The sequence below is a fragment of the Methylobacterium sp. Leaf102 genome (genome assembly GCF_001422425.1).
Lineage (GTDB): Bacteria > Pseudomonadota > Alphaproteobacteria > Rhizobiales > Beijerinckiaceae > Methylobacterium.
In genome coordinates this window covers 257,663-275,889 of record NZ_LMMX01000034.1, presented here as the reverse complement: position 1 = coordinate 275,889, position 18,227 = coordinate 257,663, and the positions used below count along the sequence as shown (strand labels likewise).

The following is an 18,227-nucleotide window of genomic DNA, read 5'->3' as shown; positions in this document are numbered from 1 at the left end:
GCATCCGGCGCCCATCGGGCGCCGGCGAGACACCCCTATCCGGCCGCGCGGGTCCTGATCGCGCGGTCGAAACGCATCCCCGGCTCGTAGCATCGGAAGGTGTTCCGGCCGGCTGCCTTTGCACGATACAGGGCGAGATCGGCGTGCCGGCACAGGGTGTCGGCGTCTCCGCCATCCTGCGGAGCCCGGGCGATTCCGACGCTGGCCCCGACGATCACTCGTTCGCCGTCGAGGTCGATCGGTTGGCGAATGGCCTCAATGAGCCGCTGAGCGAGTTGCTGCGGATCCTCGGGCCTGTCCGTACCGGCCTGAATCACGGTGAACTCGTCACCGCCGACCCGCGCCACGGTATCCGACTGCCGGACGAGCCCCTTCAGACGATCGGCGACCCGGCACAGGAGCCGGTCCCCGGCTTGGTGACCAAGACCATCGTTGACCGCCTTGAATCGGTCGAGGTCCAGATACAGCACGGAAAACCCATCTTTCCCCCGTCGATTCGCTGTGAATGCCTCAATCAGGCGCTCCCGGAACAGGGTCCGATTGGCGAGATCCGTCAGGGCGTCGTGCCGGGCCATGTGACCGATACGGCGGGCCGCTTCCTCGCGTTCGGAGATATCACGTACGGCCGCGACGTATCCGGTCGGGTGCCCATCCGTGGCATCGCGGGTGAGATTGAAGGTCACCTCGACCCAGACCCAGGACCCGTCCTTGCGGCGGTAGCGCTGGCGGGTCACTGCACGGGCGGTCCGTCCCTCCACGAGGGTGGTCAGGACGCGTGCGTAGGCCTCGGCATCGTCGGGATGGATCTGGTCCATCGGCATCGTTCCGACGAGTTCGTCGGGATCGTAGCCCAACAAGGTCCGGGACGCCGGGGAAACGTAGTGGCGACGGGTGTCGAGACCCGAGCGGACGATCATGTCGGACGTGTTCTCGGCAAGCAGCCGGTAATGCGCCTCGCTCTCGCGCAGTCGCGCTTCGGTCCGGTGCAGGGTCAGTTGCGCCGCGACCACAGCGGCGAGATCGGCTAGTTGCGCCTCCTCCACGGCGGAGAACCCGCGCGGAACAGTCCCGAGGACGCAGACGGTACCGATGCGGATGCCGGGCGCCAGAATGATCGGGGCCCCGGCATAGAAGCGGATCTGCGGCCCACCGGTGACGAGGGGGCTGCCGGAAAAGCGTGGGTCCCTTGTCGCATCCTCGACCACCAGCACGTCGTCCGTCAGGATCGTGTAGGTGCAAAACGAATCCTGCCGGGGACTACCTTCCCCGCCGACGCCGCACTTCGCCTTGAACCATTGCCGATCCGCTTCGACGAGGGTGACGGTGGCCATCGGCAGGCCGAACAAGGCGCAGGCTGTGCGGCAGACGGCGTCGAAGCGCACCTCGGGCGGCGTGTCGAGAATGGCAAGTTCGTGCAAAGCGGCGAGCCGCTCCGCTTCATTGCCGGGACGTGGGTACATGCGTGCTCCGAAGCCCTCGGTGTCTTAGGCGACTGGTCGGATCTGGGTCGACCTCTGATGATGATTAGACACCGGGCCTTAACAGAACCCTCGCCGTCCGCAGACTTGACGAACGAGGGCGGCTAAAAGCCAAGTTCTCAAAGCTCGACCTTGGATTTCACGGGTATTTTCGATGAACCGGACAACCCCTCCGGGTGACGCTGACAAGTCGCGCAGTAGAATGTCGACCGGCCCGACTGGGTGATCCGTTCGATGCATCCGCCACATCCAATCGTGCGGCACACTTCTCCAGCGCGATCATACACGCGAAACGCATGCTGGAACGCGCCGGAACTTCCGTCCGTCTGTGCATAGTCTCGCAAGGTGGATCCCCCGGCGGCCACCGCCTCCGTGAGAACCTGAGGGATGACCTTTGCCAGGAGACGCGCCTTCGAGGACGGGCGTCCATCGGGCCCGGCCAGCCGTCCGGCAGGCATTTCCGGGTGCAGTCCCGCCCGGTGCAAGGCTTCGCAGACGTAGATGTTCCCGAGACCCGCGATGAGGCGCTGATCGAGGAGGGCGGCCTTCAGGGGCGTGATTTTGTGGCGGAACAGCCGTGCCACGGCCTCCGGCGTCAGGGCGTCGCTCAAGGGTTCGAGACCCATGGCGGCGAAGTGCCGGCATGTTGCCAGGTCGGCGCTGGGCACGAGGTCCATGAAGCCGAAGCGGCGGGCGTCGTTGTAGGTCACGGTGGCACCGTTCGACAGGGCCATGACCACATGGTCGTGCTTTGGGGCGCCCTGCGCCCCGTCGAGGTAGAAATCGCCCGGCGAGAGATTGCGGCCGTCCGGCATCGCCACGTCGAAGCGCCCGCTCATGCCGAGGTGAAGGATCAGCGACTCGCCGGAATCGAGGCCGGCCACGAGGTATTTGGCCCGCCGGTCGAGGGCCAGGACCGTCCGTCCCTCCAAACGCTCGACGAAGCTTTCGGGGAAGGGAAAGCGCAGGTTCGGCCGGCGCAGGGTGACGCGGGCGAACCGGGCACCCACCATGGCTGGGGCGAGACCGCGGCGCACGGTCTCGACTTCGGGCAGTTCGGGCATGGCTCTCCGGCGCGTGGCGTCCAAGACTTGGGCGGGATGCGGTGCTGGCGAACATGGCGATCCGCCCCGCCTTTCGCTATGACGCTCAACCCGAGAGGTGAGGTTCATGAGTCACGCCGAGCGTTCCCCCCCCGACGAGAGCACGCATTTCGGTTTCGAGCAGGTGGCGCTCGGCGAGAAGCAGGCGCGCGTCGACGATGTGTTCCGGTCCGTCGCGAAGCGCTACGACCTCATGAACGACCTCATGTCGGGCGGCCTGCACCGGGCCTGGAAGTCGCAGCTCATCTCGATGCTGCGCCCGCCGCGCAACCGCCCGTTCCATCACCTCGACGTGGCCGGCGGCACCGCCGACATCGCCTTCCGGGCCCTGGAGGCCGGCGGCCCTGCGACGCACGTCACCGTGCTCGACATCAACGAGGCCATGCTGCGCGTCGGGGCAGAGAGGGCGGGAAACCGCTTCACCGGGCGCATCGACTTCGTCACCGCCAATGCTGAAGCCCTGCCGCTGCCGTCGGAGCGGTTCGATGCCTACACCATCGCGTTCGGCATCCGGAACGTGCCGCGTATCGATGTCGCCCTGGCGGAAGCCCACCGGGTCCTCAAGCCCGGCGGGCGCTTCCTGTGCCTCGAATTCTCGAAGGTGGACCTGCCTGTCCTCGACCGGATCTACGACGCTTATTCGTTCCACGTCATCCCACGCCTCGGCTCGAAGGTGGCGGGCGATGCCGAATCCTACCGCTACCTCGTGGAATCCATCCGCAAGTTCCCGAGCCCGGGACGCTTTTCCGGCATGATCGAGGCCGCCGGTTTCCGCCATGTGAGCCACCGGCCCCTGTCGGGCGGCATCGTGGCGATCCATTCGGGCTGGAAGGTCTCGTGAGCGCATCGGGCCGGGCGGCGTTCGGCCCCCAGGAAACGACGATGCGAGACAGAGATCGGCGGATGGCCTGATGCTCCGCTCCCTCGTCCGCGGCGCCCATGTGGGTTTCGTCCTCGCCCGCGAGGGCGGCCTGTCCCTCGTCGATTCCCGCGACCTGCCGCCTCACCTGCGCTTCGCCCTCCGGGTCGGACGGATGCTGGAGCGCCGCGGCCTCGGAACCGGGGCCGCCCCTCTGCAGCGGGCGCTGACCCGGCTCGGGCCGTCCTACGTCAAGTTCGGGCAGTTCCTCGCCACCCGGCCCGACATCGTCGGCATGCATGCCGCGCGCGATCTCGAGACCCTGCAGGACCGGGTGCCGCCCTTCCCGCAGGAAGTGGCTCTCCAGGTCGTCGAGGCGGCGTTCGGCAAGCCGGTTTCCTCCCTGTTCGTCTCGTTCAGCCCGCCCATCGCGGCGGCCTCCATCGCCCAGGTCCACAAAGCGCACGTCATCGACCCGGACGGCGCCGAGCGGGTGCTCGCCGTCAAGATCATGCGGCCGGGAGTGCGCGAGCGCTTCCAGCGCGATCTGGAAGTCATGCGGTTCCTCGCCCGCATCGTCCACGCCCTGTCGCCGGAAGCCGAGCGCCTGCGCCCGCGCGAGGTGGTGGAGATCCTGGCCCGCTCCGTCACCATGGAGATGGATTTCCGCCTCGAGGCGGCGGCCATGTCGGAGCTCGCCCACAACACGAAGGACGATGCCGATTTCCGGGTGCCTCGGCCCGATTGGGAACTCACCGCCCGCGACGTCCTGTCGAGCGAGTGGATCGAGGGCATCCGCCTCAACGACCGGGCCGCCATCGTGGCCGCCGGACACGACCCGCGGGCGCTCGGACGCGCGGTGATCCAGTCGTTCCTGCGCCACGCCATCCGGGACGGCTTCTTCCACGCCGACATGCATCCCGGGAACCTGTTCGTCGATCCGACCGGCACCCTGGTGGCGGTGGATTTCGGCATCATGGGCCGCCTCGGGCATCCTGAGCGGCGCTTCCTCGCCGAGATCCTGCTCGGCTTCATCCTGCGCGACTACAAGCGCGTGGCGCAGGTGCATTTCGAGGCCGGCTACGTGCCCGCGCACCATTCCGTGGACGATTTCGCCCAAGCCATCCGCGCCATCGGCGAGCCGATCCATCAGCGCAGGGCAGACGAGATCTCCATGGCCAAGGTGCTGACCCTGCTGTTCGACATCACCGCCCTGTTCGACATGCGGACCCGCACGGAGCTGGTCATGCTCCAGAAAACCATGGTGGTGGTGGAGGGCGTCGCCCGCTCGCTGGATCCTCAGCTCGACATGTGGACCGGGGCCGAGCCCGTGGTACGCAGCTGGATCGCCCGCAATCTCGGCCCCCTGGGCCGCATCGAGGGTGTGGGGCGCGCAGCCCTGACGCTGACCGACGTCATCTCGGACCTGCCCGATCTGGCCCAGCGCCTGCGCCGCATCCTCGTACGCCTCGACGAATCGGGAACCGGGAACGCCGACCGCCTCGACGCCTTCGCGCGTGCCACGAGGCGGCGCGCCATCTGGTCGACACTGGCCCTATGGGGCATCGCCGTCGGCGCACTGGTGATGGCCTTCCGCTGACGTGTCGGCCCGGTTCGCCGGGCCGATGGAACGGAATCCGGGCGCCACCCCTTTGCTTGTGCGCAAGGGCGTCCGGAGGGGCTGCGTGGCGAACGAACTGTCCCGGCCCGGCCGCCGTGCCGTGATGATGGGTCTTGGCGCGGCGGCGGCGCTGATTCCGCAGGCTCACGCGGCCGGAGGCCTTGCCCGCCTCACCCTCTGGCCGGATCTACCGCCGGGCGGCGGCGGACCGTCGGGGCCCCAGGTCGAGGATGGCAGCGGCGCGGTATCGAACGTTTCCACCCCGGTCCTCGAAGTCTTCCTTCCGCAGAAGCCCAGCGGCGCGGCGGTGCTCGTCGCGGGCGGCGGCGGGTACCGCCGCATCGGCCTCGTGAAGGAGGCCTATCCGGCGGCCTACCTTTTGGCGTCGCAGGGCATCACGGCCTTCGTGCTGACGTACCGGCTCCCGAGCGAGAACTGGGCCGACGGTCCCGTCGTCGCGATGCAGGACGGACAGCGCGCCCTGCGGGTGATTCGCGCCAATGCCGAGCGGTTCGGCCTCGATCCCGGCCGCATCGGCGTGATGGGCTTCTCGGCCGGTGGCCACCTCTGCGGCATGGTCGCGGCCCGCTCCACCTTCCGCGCCTACGCACCCGTCGACGCCGTCGACGAACTCTCGGCGCGGCCAGATTTCGCGGCGCTGATCTATCCCGTCGTGAGCCTGCAGCCCCCCTTCGACACCACGAACACCCGCCGGTCCCTCGTCGGAGAGACGCCGACGCAGGAGGCGCGCGCGGCCTGGTCGCTTCACACCCATGTCGGCCCCGATTGCCCATCGATCTTTCTCGTGCAGGCGGACGACGATCGGGTGGTCAATCCCCAGCAAAGCCGTATCCTCGACGAGGCGTGCCGGGGGGCCAAGGTCATGGTGGAATATCATCGGTTCGCCGTCGGCGGGCACGGCTTCGGCATCGGCAGCGCCGAGGCGTCCGTCGCCCTCTGGCCCCGGCTCTACCGGCTCTGGCTCACGAGCCTGTCGGTGATGCGCTGACCGGTCTCGGTCCCGCTACGGTGGACGCTCCACCGCGCCGGGCCCCGAACGTCGTGCTCTCGCCCTCACCGCCGCGAAGCCGCGACGCACGCATCGACGTGATCCGCGGCCTCGCCCTGCTGACGATCTTCATCGATCACATTCCGCGTAACGCGCCGGCCCTGCTCACCCTCCACAATTTCGGATTCTCCGATGCGGCCGAGATCTTCGTGCTGCTGGCTGGCTACTCCGCGATGGTGGCCTATGGCGGCCTGTTCCGGCGCGCGGGTACCAGAGCCACCCTCACGCGCATCGGGTGGCGCTGCCTGAAGATCTACCTGTTCCAGGCGGGGCTGCTCCTGGCGACGCTGCTCATCGTGCGGGTCTGGATGGACCTCACCGGCCTCGTCCCGCGCTTCGGCGTCCGGGCACTCCTCGACATGGGTCTGCTGCCGGGGGCCGTGCGCGGGCTGATGCTCAACGCTCTGCCGAACTACCTCGACATCCTGCCGCTCTACATCCTGCTGCTGGGGTTGTTTCCGCTGATCTATGCGGGCCTGCGACGCACTCTGTGGGGCACCCTCGGCCTCTCGGGCCTGATCTGGCTCGCCGCGAACGTCGACCACACGCTCAACCTCCCCAACGCGGCTGCCGTGGACGACGGATGGTACTTCAACCCGTTCGCGTGGCAGTTCCTGTTCGTGATCGGCGCCGCCCTCAGCGTCGCGGTCCAGGCGCGCGACGGACTCCTGCCTCGGCATTCGCTTCTCACAGTCGCGGCTTGGATCTACCTGCTGTGCGCCCTGCTGCAGGCGTTTCCCTGGGGGGATTGGGGCCTGCCCGACCTGCGGCCCCTCGCCATGAGCCCGCCGGACAAGAGCCGCGTCGCGCCCCTGCGCCTCCTCCACATCCTGGTCCTGACGAGCCTTGTCTTCGCCTCGCCGGCCGTCATGCGGCTCTCCGGGCTACGCTGGCTCCGACCGTTCGATGCCTGCGGCCGGAACTCCCTGGAAATCTTCGCGGCCGGCTGCATGGCGGCCCTCATCGGCCGGATCCTGTACCGGACCTTCGAACCGGTCTGGCCCCTTCAGATCGTAGTCAACCTCGGCGGTCTCGCGCTGATGCTCGGCCTCGGCCTTGCCCTCGACGCGAGGGCGCGCCGCCGTACATTGCGATAGGGATCGGACCGTTGCATCCGTGACGGGGCACGCGGGTGACGCAGTCGCCCCCAGGAATATGGGACGAGGAGAACGCCATGGTCCGCCGCACCACTCGCCGGCTGCTCGCCGTCCCGTTCGTCCTCGCGAGCCCCCTGATCGTCGCGGGCCTCGCCCCGTGTGTGGCCGAGGATTGGCCGATGTTCGGCGGCGACCACACCAACCGCCACTTCTCGGGCCTCACCGCCATCGACACCGGCAACGTCGGGCGCCTGCGCCCGGCCTGGATCTTCCAGACCGGCATCACCGGCTATTTCCAGGCCGAGCCCGTGATGGTGGACGGCACCCTCTACGTCTCGACGACGCAGAACCACGTCGCGGCCCTGGACGCGAAGACCGGCGCCGTGCGCTGGACCTACGTCCACAAGGCCCGCACGGAGAAGATTTTCGGGCCACCCTCGAACCGCGGAGTCGCGGTCGCGGACGGCCTCGTGTTCGAGGCCACCATGGACGGGCGCGTGATCGCGCTGGATGCCAAGACCGGCAAAGTGGTGTGGGACCACGAGGCCGTGCGCCCGGAGGAGGGCGAGTCCGAGACCGCATCGGCCCTGGCGGGCACCCTGGGGGCCGGCACCGTACAGGGATCGAGCCGGCTCGGCTTCAAGATGCCGCCCCTGGTGGCGAACGGCCTCGTCATCGTCGGCGTGGCCGGGGCCGGCTACGGCCTCCATGTCGAGGACGAGAAGGGCGGCATCGACGGCGGCGCCGTCGTGGGCATCGAGGGCGGCTACGGCCGGCGCGGATGGCTCGCCGCCTACGACGCGAAGACCGGGGCGGAGCGCTGGCGCTGGTACGTCACCAAGGCCGACGGCTGGGAGGGCGGGTTCGTCGACAGGACCCCCGACGGGGTGCCGCTTCACCGCGACATCGCTGCCGAGAAGGCCGCCGCCCCGGCCCACCGGGATGCCTGGAAGGTCGGCGGCGGATCGCTGTGGATGACCCCGGCCTACGATGCCGACCTCGGCCTGATCTACGTCGGCACCGGCAACCCGGCGCCGCAGAATTTCGGCCTCTCGCGACCGGGCGACAACCTCTACACCATGAGCCTCGTCGCCCTCGACGCGGCCACCGGCCAGCTGCGCTGGTACTACCAGCAGGTGCCCCACGACGAGTGGGGCTACGATGTGGCGAGCCCGCCCTTCCTCCTCGACCACACCACCCCGACGGGCCCGGTGAAGGCCGTGGCGCAGGCGAGCAAGACCGGCTGGCTCTACGTCCACGACCGCGCGGACGGAAAGCTGCTGACCCGCTCAGCGCCCCTCGTCACCCAGAAGAACCTCTACGCCCCACCGACGCCCGCCGGTACGGTGGTGAGCCCGGGGCCGCTGGGCGCCATCTCCTGGCACCCCGTCGCCTACGACCCCTTGGCCGCCACCGCCTACGCCCAGGTCCGGCACGGGGCGACGACCTACGTGGTCCGGACGGTGCCGGCCTCGGGGAACCGCCCGGCCATCCGCTACACCGAGACCACGGAGGCCAAGGGCGAGCCCTCGTTCAGCACCCTCACGGCCGTGGATCTGGCCCGCGAAGGTGCGATCAAATGGTCGGTGAAAGCGGGGAGCCGCCTCTCCGGGGGGACCCTGGCAACCGCCGGCGGCTTGGTCTTCTCGGGCGAGGAGGACGGCCACCTCGACGCTCACGATGCGAAGACGGGGGCGATCCTGTGGCGCTTCCAGTGCGGCGCCGGCATCGGCGGCCCGCCGATTACCTACACGTTGGACGGCCGGCAATACGTCGCCGTGGCGGCGGGGGGCGCGTCGTTCACCAAGGGGTCGGGTTTCGGCACCGGCGACGCCCTGGTGGTGTTCACCCTGCCGGAGTGATCGTAGGGTCCGCGGCGCGCGGCTTGCGACGGGCTGCCTCCTTCGCCACCGGATCGACACCATGTCCCGCCGCGACCCCGCCCCCCATCCGACCCATCAGCCGACGGATCGGGGGCCACCGGTGATCCGAACCATCGCCATGCCGGCCGATACCAATCCGGCCGGCGACATCTTCGGCGGCTGGCTCATGGGCCAGATGGATCTCGCCGCCGGCAACGTCGCGGCCCGGCGCTCGCGGGGCCGTTGCGCCACCATCTCGGCCGAGGCGATGACCTTCCACAGCCCGGTCTTCGTCGGCGACGAAGTCAGCATCTACGCCTGGATCGTGAAGGTCGGGCGCACCTCCATGCGCATCCAGGCCGAGGTCTGGCGCCGCGAGCGCGAGGGCGAGGTGACCATGAAGGTCACCGAGGGGCTGTTCACCTTCGTGGCCATCGGACCAGACCGGCGCCCGCGCCCGATTCCACCGGAAGAGAACTGATGCCGAGCCGTCGCGATCTGCTGAGGGTCGGCGCCTTCGCTTTGGCGGCCGGGCCGGTCTCGGCGGCGGCCCGGGGGGCGTGGGCGGCCGATGGCCTCAACGCGGCGGCGGCACGCAAGGGCATCGCCTACGGTTCCGCCGTGAACATCACACCCCTGCGCCAGAATCCCGCCTACGGACGGGCGCTTGCCCGGGAATGCGGGGTCCTGGTGCCGGAGAACGCCATGAAGCTCGCCTATGCGTGGCGGGCGCCCGGCCCCATCGACTTCTCGTTCGCCGACGAGACCGTCGCGTTCGCACAGGGCAACGGTCAGTGCCTGCGCGGCCATACCCTCGTCTGGCACGAAGGCATCCCCGCCTGGGCGCAGGAGCGCATCGCCCGGGACGCGGAAGGCTTCCTGCGCGAATGGATCGGCGCCATGGCGGGGCGCTATCGCGGCCGGATCGAGGCCTGGGACGTCGTCAACGAGATCTGCGGGCCGAATTCCGGCCGTGCCGACGGGCTGCGGGCGAGCCCCTGGCTCGCAGCCCTCGGCCCGGGCTATGTCGACCGCGCCTTCACGATCCTGCACGAGGCCGACTCCGGTGCGGCCGGGGTCTGGAACGAGAACGACCTCGAACTCGACGCCGATTGGATCGCACCGCGCCGCGCCATGGTGCTGAGGACCTTGGAAGGAATGGTTCGGCGCGGCGTGCCGATCCGGCGCCTCGGCCTGCAGGGCCACCTCTACGCCAGGCATCCCCTCGACCAGGACAAACTCCGCCGTTTCCTGCGCGACGTAGCCGGGCTCGGCCTCGCCATCGAGGTGACGGAGTTCGACGTCAACGACCGGGATTTCCCCGCCGATCTGCCGGCCCGGGACCGGGCCGTCTCGGACCTCGCCCGGCGCTTCCTCGACGTTGTGCTGGACGAGCCCGCGACCCTCAACGTACTGACCTGGGACATCACCAACGCCAACACTTGGCTCAACACCAACCCGCAGCGCCGCCGGGCCGACGGATTGACGCAGCGGGCCCTGCCCCTCGACGAGGCGTTCGCCCGTACGCCCCTGTGGTGGGCGATGCATCGGGCCTTCTCCGACGCGCCGGACCACAAGGCGGCGCGGGACAAACTGCGGCGGGGGTGATCCTCCGGCCGTGCCGTCAGCGGTTCACCGTCCGCGACGGGACGCGCTCGCCGCCGGCATGTTGGCGGAGGAAGGCGGCCATCTCGGCGAGCGCCGGGGCCTTGGAGCGGAACGTCACCGAGAGCGCCAGCAGGGTGTCGGAGTGATCGAGGCCGGCATAGACCCGCTCCTGCACGGGCACCCGGGCCTCGCGCAGGCGGGCAGCGAGGTTGCGGGTGTTGCTCGGGCGCACGGTGGTGTCGCCGTCACCGGTGGCGAGGTAGGCCGGGGGCGAGTGCGGCCCGGCGAAGGTCACCGGCTGGGTCGCCGCCTTGTCGCGGGCCTCGCCGAAGACCTCGGTGGCGGTGCCGGCATCGAGGGGAAGGAAATCGTAGGGGCCGGACAGGCCGGCCACCGCCCGCACGATCTTCGGATCGACGCCGGCCCGACGCAGGTAGCGCGGATCGAGCCCCAGCATCACTGCGTTGTAGGCGCCCGCCGAATGGCCGGCCAGCACGATCCGGCGCGGATCGCCGCCATACTGGGCGATGTTGTCGCGCACCCAGGCGATGGCGGCGGCCCCGTCGTCGAGGAAGTCGGGGAAGCGCACCTCCGGGTAGAGCCGATAATCGGGCAGCACCGTCACGAAGCCCTGAGCCGCGAGCGCCTGACCGACGAAGGCGTAATCCTCCTTCGTGCCGTTCTTCCAGGAGCCGCCATAGAAGAACACCAGCACGGGGGCGCCGCCGGTGCCGGCCACGGGAGTGAACACATCGAGGCGCTGGCGCGGGTTGGGGCCGAAGGACGCGTTGCGGACGGTGAGGCGCCCGCCGTCGTCACGCGGGCCGATGGCGTCGAACAGCGCGAGGGGCGAACAGGCCGTCACCCCTACGGCGAGCAGAGCGAGACCGATGAAGCCGGCAAGGACGGTGAACACCCGGGTCATGCATCTCTCTGAAGGCGGCGTTGCCTTCCTGTGACAGGGCGCACACGGCGGTTTCATGGCACCCATGCTGACAATCGGCATCGTGATCGCCGGAGTTACGTGCGCAGGACGAGGCAGGCGCCACCGACTCCACGAATCCGTCCGCATAATTTGTCTGCGGCCTCGCGGCTCTGGGCGGGAATTCGGATGCGGTAGAAGGCCCGGGTGCCGCGATTGCGCAGGCGTGTGCCGATGATCATCGGCCGAACCTCGCCGATCACACTTGTGTAGAGCTGGCGTGTCCGGGCGAAACTCTGGAGAGCCAAGGCCTTCGAGAAGTTGCCCGCGAGCTGGATGCCCCAGGGCGCCGCCGGCCCCTCGTTGCCGCCCAACGCGAAGCGATCGCCGCGCGACGGGACGCGCAGGGCCGCCGTCACCTGGAGGCAGCTCTTTTCGGCCTCGGGTTTCTTGGCCGCGTCGGCCTTCTCATCCTTGTTCTCGCTCGGCGGCATCTCGATGCCGGCGCCCGCGCGCCAATCCTCCGCCGGCGCCCCGGTGATCGCCAGAACGTAGTTGCGCGTCTCCGCAGGCAGGCCACCGGTGCCGGCGAGCCACGCCGAGACCCGGCCCGGGCCGCCGTTATAGGCCGCTGCCGCGAGGCCGAGATTGCCGAACTGCCGGTTGAGGTCGGCCAGCAGATGGGCCGCGTGCGGGATTGCCTGCTCGGGATCGAACGGATCGGCGAGGCCGCGCTCGCGCGCCGTGCCGGGCATGAACTGCGCGATGCCCTGCGCGCCGACGGGGCTGACGGCGCCCACGCGAAAAGCGCTCTCGCGCCAGATCAGGCGGGTCAGGAACGGGACGGGGAGGGCGCGCGTCTTCGCGGAGGATTCGATGAGGCGGCACAGGGCCTGCTCCACGGTCTCGCCTCCCTCCGATGGGGCCGCCGAGGCGGAGGCCGCGCCGGCGAGGAGGAGCGCGAGGGCGGGGAGGGCGGAGCGCAGGGAGATCACCGGTGGTGTTGTAGCGTGCGCGGCGGTCCGATCAATCACGCATCGGCGTTCGCCCATCGCCATCGTGCGCGCTATAACCGCTTCGAGACCTCCCCAGCCCGGCTCGCTCCCATGACCTTTCCCCGGATCACCTCCCCCCGGATCACCTGCGCCCGATGACCGACACGCTGCTCGAGGTTCAGGACCTGTCCGTGGCCTTCCGCTCCCGCGAGCGCGAGACCCGGGCGGTGGACGGCGTGAGCTTCGCCATCGCGCCCGGCGAGACCCTGGCGCTGGTGGGCGAATCCGGCTCCGGCAAGTCGGTCACCGCCCTGTCGATCCTGCGCCTCCTCGACGGCAGCGCCCACCACCCGGGCGGACGCATCCTGTTCCGGGGGCGGGACCTCCTGACGTTGCCCGAGCGTGAGTTGCGCAAGGTGCGCGGCGCGGACATCACCATGGTGTTCCAAGAGCCGATGACTTCCCTCAACCCGCTCCACAGCATCGAGCGGCAGATCGGCGAGGTGCTGGAGGTGCATCGCGGGCTCTCGGGCCGGAAAGCGCGGGCGCGAATCCTCGAACTCCTCGACCTGGTCGGCCTACGTGACGCCGAAAGGCGCCTCGCCGCCTATCCGCACGAGCTCTCCGGCGGCCAGCGCCAGCGGGTGATGATCGCCATGGCGCTCGCCTGCGAGCCCGACCTGCTGGTGGCCGACGAGCCGACGACGGCCCTCGACGTCACCGTGCAGGCACAGATCCTCACGCTGCTGGCCGACCTGCAGAAGCGCCTCGGCATGGCGATGCTGTTCATCACCCACGATCTCGGCATCGTGCAGCGCATCGCCACCTCCGTCTGCGTGATGCTGGAAGGGCGCATCGTCGAGGCGGGGGAAACGGCCGAGATTTTCGCCCGGCCGCAGCACCCCTACACGCAGCGGCTGCTGGCCGCCGAGCCGACGGGCCGCGCCAACCCGGTCGCGGAGGGCGCATCCGAGCTCCTCGCCGCCGGGCCCTTGAAGGTGTGGTTCCCCATCCGCCAGGGGCTTCTCCGGCGCACCACGAGCCACGTGAAGGCCGTGGATGGCGTGTCCCTCCGGGTCCGGGCCGGCGAGACCGTGGGGGTGGTCGGCGAATCGGGTTCCGGCAAGACCACCCTGGGCCTCGCGCTCCTCAGGCTGACGGGCTGCGAGGGGCCCATCGTCTTCCTCGGCCAGTCCATCGCCGGCCTGTCCCCGGCGGCCATGCGGCCGTTCCGCCGCGACATGCAGGTGGTGTTCCAGGACCCCTACGGCTCCCTCTCCCCGCGCATGACCGTGGGCGACATCATCGCCGAGGGGCTGGTGGTGCAGGGTGCCGTGAAGAGCCGGGCCGAACGCCAGGCGGTGGTGGCCGGCGCCCTCACCGATGTGGGCCTCGATCCGGCGACCATGGACCGCTACCCGCATGAATTCTCCGGCGGCCAGCGCCAGCGCATCGCCATCGCGCGCGCCATCGTGCTGAAGCCCAAATTCGTCGTTCTCGACGAACCGACCTCGGCCCTGGACCGCTCGGTCCAGGCGCAGATCGTCACCCTCCTGCGCGATCTCCAGCGCGAACGGGGCCTCGCCTACCTGTTCATCAGCCACGATCTCAAGGTGGTCCGCGCCTTGGCGAACCACGTTCTCGTCATGCAGAACGGCCGCGTGGTCGAAGAGGGGGCCGCCGAGGCGATCTTCTCCCATCCGCGCCACCCCTACACCCAGGCCCTGTTCGCCGCCGCCTTCGACCTGCGCAGCGAAATGGTCGCCGATCCGGTCCCGGCCTGAGACGCCTCATGCCGCGCGCCCTCCTCGTCGTCCTCGATTCCGTCGGCATCGGCGGCGGCCCCGATGCCGACGCCTATGGTGACGCCGGGTCGGACACCCTCGGCCACATCGCCGAGGCCTGCGCCGCCGGGCGCGGCGACCGCGCGGGCCTGCGCGCCGGCCCCGTGCGTCTGCCGAACCTGACGGCGCTGGGCCTCGGCCTCGCGGCGGAAGGCGCCACAGGGCGCGTCCCACCGAACCTCGCCCCCACCGACCCGGTCACGGGCGCCTACGGCCACGCCGCCGAGACGGCCGCCGGCAAGGACACGCCCTCGGGCCATTGGGAGATCGCGGGCGTGCCCGTCCTCGATCCGTGGGGCCACTTCCCCGACACGATTCCGGCCTTCCCCCGGGCCCTCGTGGAGGCTCTCGTCGCGCAGGCGAATCTGCCCGGCATCCTCGGCGATTGCCACGCCGCCGGCACGGCGATCCTCGAGCGCTACGGCGCCGAGCACATCCGGACCGGCAAGCCGATCTGCTACACCTCGGCCGACAGCGTGTTCCAGATCGCCGCCCACGAGACCCATTTCGGCCTGGAGCGCCTCGACGCCACCTGCGGCATCGCCCGCGACCTGTGCGACGCGTACCGGGTCGCTCGCGTCATCGCCCGGCCCTTCGTGGGGTCGCCGGAGGCGGGGTTCCGCCGGACGGCCAACCGCAAGGATTACGCCGTCGAGCCGCCGGGCGAGACCCTGCTCGACCGTCTGTCCGCGGCGGGTCGCAGCGTCGTCAGCGTCGGCAAGATCGGCGATATCTTCGCCCACCGCGCGACGGGCCGCGAGATCAAGCCCGCCGGCAACGCCGCCTGCCTGGATGCCGCCCTCCGGGCTTTTCGCGATCTGCCGGACGGCGGCCTCGTGTTCCTCAACCTCGTGGATTTCGATACGGAGCACGGCCACCGCCGCGACGTGCCGGGCTACGCCGCCGAGCTTGAGGCCTTCGACGCGCGGGTGCCGGAGATCCACGCGGTCCTGGGCGCCGGGGATCTCTGCATCGTCACCGCCGACCACGGCAACGACCCGACCTGGGCGGGCACCGAGCACACCCGCGAGCAGGTGCCGATCCTGGCTTTCGGCCCCGGGATCGCGCCCGGCCCCCTCGGGGGACGCGCGACCTTCGCCGATATCGGCGCCACGGTGGCGCGCCACCTCGGTCTCGCGCCCCTCGGGGCGGGGCAGCCGTGGCGATGAAACGGAGAAGGACAGACCATGCGCGATGACGACGAGACCCGTCCGGAATCGAGCCCGGCCCACCGGGTGGGCGAGCCCCTCGACACCCTGTCGGTCGCCGATCTCGCCGAGCGCATCGCCCTCCTGCAGCGCGAGATCGCGCGCCTCGAAGCGGCCCGCGACGCCAAGCATGCGGCGCGCGACGCGGCGGGATCCATCTTCCGGATCTAGGATCGCGCCCTGTTGCGCCCGTGCGTCGATGGCGTACGGTCTGTCTACTAATCGACGGAGATGGCTTAAAAATTCACGGTCGCGTGCTAGGGGAGGGCTCCGGTCCGCAACCACGGGGGCTCTCGCCCGTCATGATGGGGCGGACCCGATGAGGACAACAGCGTGCGACCCTGGCGCGAAGGCCCTGACGACCGGCGCAGCTACCACCACGGGAACCTCAAGGAGGCCCTGATCGAGGCGGCGCGCCGGTTCATCGCCGAGCGCGGCGTCGGCGGGTTCACCCTGGTGGACGCGGCCCGCCTCGTGGGCGTGACGCCGGCCGCCCTCTACCGCCATTTCCGCGGGCGCGAGGCCCTGCTGGAGGAGGTGGCGGGGCGCGGCTTCACCGACCTCGCCGAGCGCCTGGCGCGGTCCCTGGCGGCGAAGGGGACGCCCCTCGAGCGGTTCACCCGGATGGGCGAGGCGTACCTCGCCTTCGCCGAGGAGGAGCCGGGCTACTACGCGGCGATCTTCGAGACCCGGGGCCTGCCGGCGGGGGCGCCGAACCCGGAGGCCGGGCCCCGGCCGAGCCCGTTCGACCTGCTGGTGGACGCCCTGCAATCGACCTTTCCCGAGGGGTTCGGCGGAGTGGCGCCGCGCTTCGTCGCCCTCGAAGTCTGGGCGCTGTCCCACGGTCTGGCGACGCTCGCCGCCTCCGGCCACCTGCCGAAGGGGCCGGGCGTGCCGGACAAGTACGAGCTCCTGCGCGCCGGCGTCCTCGCCCTCGTGCACGGCGCCGGACCCGCGCGCGCCCGCGACTGACGCACGACCGCCGCGCAACCGAAACACAACCTTTACGCGAACACCCCCGGCGCACGCGCGGCACGGTTCGCCGGTCCACGCCCCCCATGGAACGGCGCGCCCCCCAGGATGGAACGGCGCAAGCCCCCGGATGGAACGGCGCAGCCGACCCGCGGAACGGCGTTCGCCTGGATGAGGCGAATGTCGGGCGCGAACCGCGCACGAATCCGCGCCACGCCCCCTTGAAAGCGCGCCGTCGCATCCGCAAGTAAATGTCGTTCACATTAACATCGGAGACGTGAGCCGTGAGTCAATCCTCGACCTCCCCCTGGGCCTCCGGCAAAGCCTGCCGCAGCGGCCCGTTTCCCAAAAAGTCCTTCGAGATCGGCGCCATCGTTGTGGGCTTCATCTACTGGTGGCCGCTCGCCGCCGCCTACGTGGCCTGGAAGGTCGCGGGCTATCCGGCCTTGAGCGAGTTGCGGGGGCTCGCCAACCGGGGCAGCGCCTGGGGCTCGGCCTGGCAGTCGGGCGGCACGCCGGGGCGCTCGCGCTTCGCCGCCGCCTACGAGGCGGCCAACGGCGTCGGCACCACGGGCAACCGCGCCTTCGACGATTACCGCAAGGCCGAGCTCGACCGGCTCGACGCCCAGCGCAAGGCCCTGGCCGAGGAGAGCCGCGCCTTTTCGGAGTACGTCGAGGGCCTGAAGCGCGCCAAGGACCGCGAAGAATTCGACGCCTACATGGCCCAGAAGCGCGCCGCCGATTCGACCCGCTCGGTCTGAACGACCGAGGCCGTCCCATCCGACAAGGGGCTTCCGGCATCACGCCGGGAGCCCTTTTTGGTGCGGGCCCGGATGCGGACGCGGCGCCGATCCGCTAAGGCTCGTCGCCTGGGGTCCGCGTTGCGCCGATCCGACCGGGGACGAGGGCGGGCGATGCCAAACGCGGCGGTTCGGGTGGTCGACCACCCCCTCGTCCAGCACAAGCTGACGCTCCTGCGCGACAAGGCGCGCTCCACCAAGGGGTTCCGCCAGATCCTCAACGAGATCGGCATGCTGCTGGCCTACGAGGTCACCCGCGACCTGCCGCTCGAATCCGTCACCATCGAGACGCCGATCCAGACCATGCAGGCGCCGCAGATCGCCGGCAAGAAGCTCGTCCTCGCGCCGATCCTGCGGGCCGGCACGGGCTTCCTCGACGGGATGCTGTCGCTGATGCCCTCGGCCAGGGTCGCCCATGTGGGACTCTACCGCGATCCCGAGAGCCTGGAGGCGGTGGAATACTACTTCAAGGCCCCCTCCGACCTCGCCGACCGCACGGTCCTGGTCCTCGATCCGATGCTCGCCACGGGCAATTCGGCGGTGGCGGCCATCACCCTCCTGAAGGCGCGCGGCGCCCAGGACCTCCGCTTCGTCTGCCTGCTCGCCGCCCCGGAGGGGATCGCCCATCTCCAGGCGGGCCACCCCGACGTGCCGATCTGGACCGCCGCCATCGACAGCCACCTCAACGACCACGGCTACATCGTCCCTGGGTTGGGGGATGCGGGGGATCGGATGTACGGGACGCGGTAGGGGTGGGGGTTGAGTTCGGTAGCTGCCCCTAATGCTCGC

At 70.2% G+C, this 18,227-nt stretch carries 17 protein-coding genes; 13 read left to right on the top strand and 4 right to left on the bottom strand.

The window, feature by feature from the left end:
• Positions 1-35: 35 nt before the first annotated feature.
• Complete coding sequence (locus ASF27_RS15815; RefSeq protein WP_082479214.1) at positions 36-1,460, bottom strand: sensor domain-containing diguanylate cyclase; 1,425 nt, start codon at positions 1,458-1,460, stop codon at positions 36-38.
• A gap of 137 nt (positions 1,461-1,597) precedes the next feature.
• On the bottom strand, positions 1,598-2,542 hold the full coding sequence (gene mutM / locus ASF27_RS15810; protein ID WP_056361535.1) for a bifunctional DNA-formamidopyrimidine glycosylase/DNA-(apurinic or apyrimidinic site) lyase: 945 nt from the start codon (positions 2,540-2,542) through the stop codon (positions 1,598-1,600).
• A 106-nt stretch (positions 2,543-2,648) separates the two neighbouring features.
• Here mutM and ubiE point away from each other — a divergent pair, with 106 nt between their 5' ends.
• The 7 genes from ubiE (at position 2,649) to ASF27_RS15775 (ending at position 10,697) form a co-directional block, all read left to right on the top strand.
• Positions 2,649-3,422, top strand: coding sequence for a bifunctional demethylmenaquinone methyltransferase/2-methoxy-6-polyprenyl-1,4-benzoquinol methylase UbiE (ubiE, locus tag ASF27_RS15805; protein WP_056175521.1), 774 nt, complete (start codon positions 2,649-2,651; stop codon positions 3,420-3,422).
• A gap of 70 nt (positions 3,423-3,492) precedes the next feature.
• On the top strand, positions 3,493-5,040 hold the full coding sequence (gene ubiB, locus ASF27_RS15800) for a 2-polyprenylphenol 6-hydroxylase (RefSeq protein WP_056175518.1): 1,548 nt from the start codon (positions 3,493-3,495) through the stop codon (positions 5,038-5,040).
• A gap of 85 nt (positions 5,041-5,125) precedes the next feature.
• A complete protein-coding gene (locus tag ASF27_RS15795) occupies positions 5,126-6,070 on the top strand; it encodes an alpha/beta hydrolase (RefSeq protein WP_244481023.1) in 945 nt (314 codons plus the stop codon).
• Between the two features lie 20 nt (positions 6,071-6,090).
• A complete protein-coding gene (opgC, locus tag ASF27_RS15790; RefSeq protein ID WP_056361533.1) occupies positions 6,091-7,227 on the top strand; it encodes an OpgC domain-containing protein in 1,137 nt (378 codons plus the stop codon).
• A 77-nt stretch (positions 7,228-7,304) separates the two neighbouring features.
• The gene (locus tag ASF27_RS15785) at positions 7,305-9,089 is read left to right on the top strand and encodes a PQQ-binding-like beta-propeller repeat protein (RefSeq protein WP_056361530.1); all 1,785 of its coding nucleotides are present in this window, start codon (positions 7,305-7,307) and stop codon (positions 9,087-9,089) included.
• 61 nt (positions 9,090-9,150) lie between these two features.
• Positions 9,151-9,570 carry an acyl-CoA thioesterase gene (locus ASF27_RS15780; protein WP_056175509.1) on the top strand — a complete coding sequence of 140 codons (420 nt, stop codon included), beginning with the start codon at positions 9,151-9,153 and terminating at the stop codon, positions 9,568-9,570.
• Positions 9,570-10,697: an endo-1,4-beta-xylanase gene (locus tag ASF27_RS15775; RefSeq protein WP_056361527.1), complete on the top strand. Its 1,128-nt coding sequence runs from the start codon at positions 9,570-9,572 to the stop codon at positions 10,695-10,697. Before ASF27_RS15780 ends, ASF27_RS15775 begins: the two co-directional genes overlap by 1 nt.
• A gap of 16 nt (positions 10,698-10,713) precedes the next feature.
• Here the strand turns inward: ASF27_RS15775 and ASF27_RS15770 are convergent, their stop codons facing one another.
• A complete protein-coding gene (locus ASF27_RS15770; protein ID WP_056175503.1) occupies positions 10,714-11,622 on the bottom strand; it encodes an alpha/beta hydrolase in 909 nt (302 codons plus the stop codon).
• A gap of 95 nt (positions 11,623-11,717) precedes the next feature.
• On the bottom strand, positions 11,718-12,614 hold the full coding sequence (locus tag ASF27_RS15765; protein ID WP_056361522.1) for a lytic transglycosylase domain-containing protein: 897 nt from the start codon (positions 12,612-12,614) through the stop codon (positions 11,718-11,720).
• 155 nt (positions 12,615-12,769) lie between these two features.
• On the opposite strand from ASF27_RS15765, the gene ASF27_RS15760 reads away from it, so the two are divergent.
• From ASF27_RS15760 to upp, 6 genes are all read left to right on the top strand, one after another.
• Complete coding sequence (locus ASF27_RS15760; RefSeq protein ID WP_056361520.1) at positions 12,770-14,398, top strand: ABC transporter ATP-binding protein; 1,629 nt, start codon at positions 12,770-12,772, stop codon at positions 14,396-14,398.
• Between the two features lie 8 nt (positions 14,399-14,406).
• Entirely contained in the window at positions 14,407-15,627 is a 1,221-nt protein-coding gene (locus ASF27_RS15755; RefSeq protein WP_056361517.1) for a phosphopentomutase, read from the top strand.
• A gap of 18 nt (positions 15,628-15,645) precedes the next feature.
• Positions 15,646-15,837, top strand: coding sequence for a DUF1192 domain-containing protein (locus ASF27_RS15750; protein WP_056361512.1), 192 nt, complete (start codon positions 15,646-15,648; stop codon positions 15,835-15,837).
• Between the two features lie 162 nt (positions 15,838-15,999).
• The gene (locus ASF27_RS15745; RefSeq protein ID WP_056175487.1) at positions 16,000-16,638 is read left to right on the top strand and encodes a TetR/AcrR family transcriptional regulator; all 639 of its coding nucleotides are present in this window, start codon (positions 16,000-16,002) and stop codon (positions 16,636-16,638) included.
• A 284-nt stretch (positions 16,639-16,922) separates the two neighbouring features.
• Complete coding sequence (locus tag ASF27_RS15740; RefSeq protein WP_056175483.1) at positions 16,923-17,399, top strand: DUF2852 domain-containing protein; 477 nt, start codon at positions 16,923-16,925, stop codon at positions 17,397-17,399.
• Between the two features lie 153 nt (positions 17,400-17,552).
• On the top strand, positions 17,553-18,188 hold the full coding sequence (upp, locus tag ASF27_RS15735; RefSeq protein ID WP_056361509.1) for a uracil phosphoribosyltransferase: 636 nt from the start codon (positions 17,553-17,555) through the stop codon (positions 18,186-18,188).
• Positions 18,189-18,227: the final 39 nt, after the last annotated feature.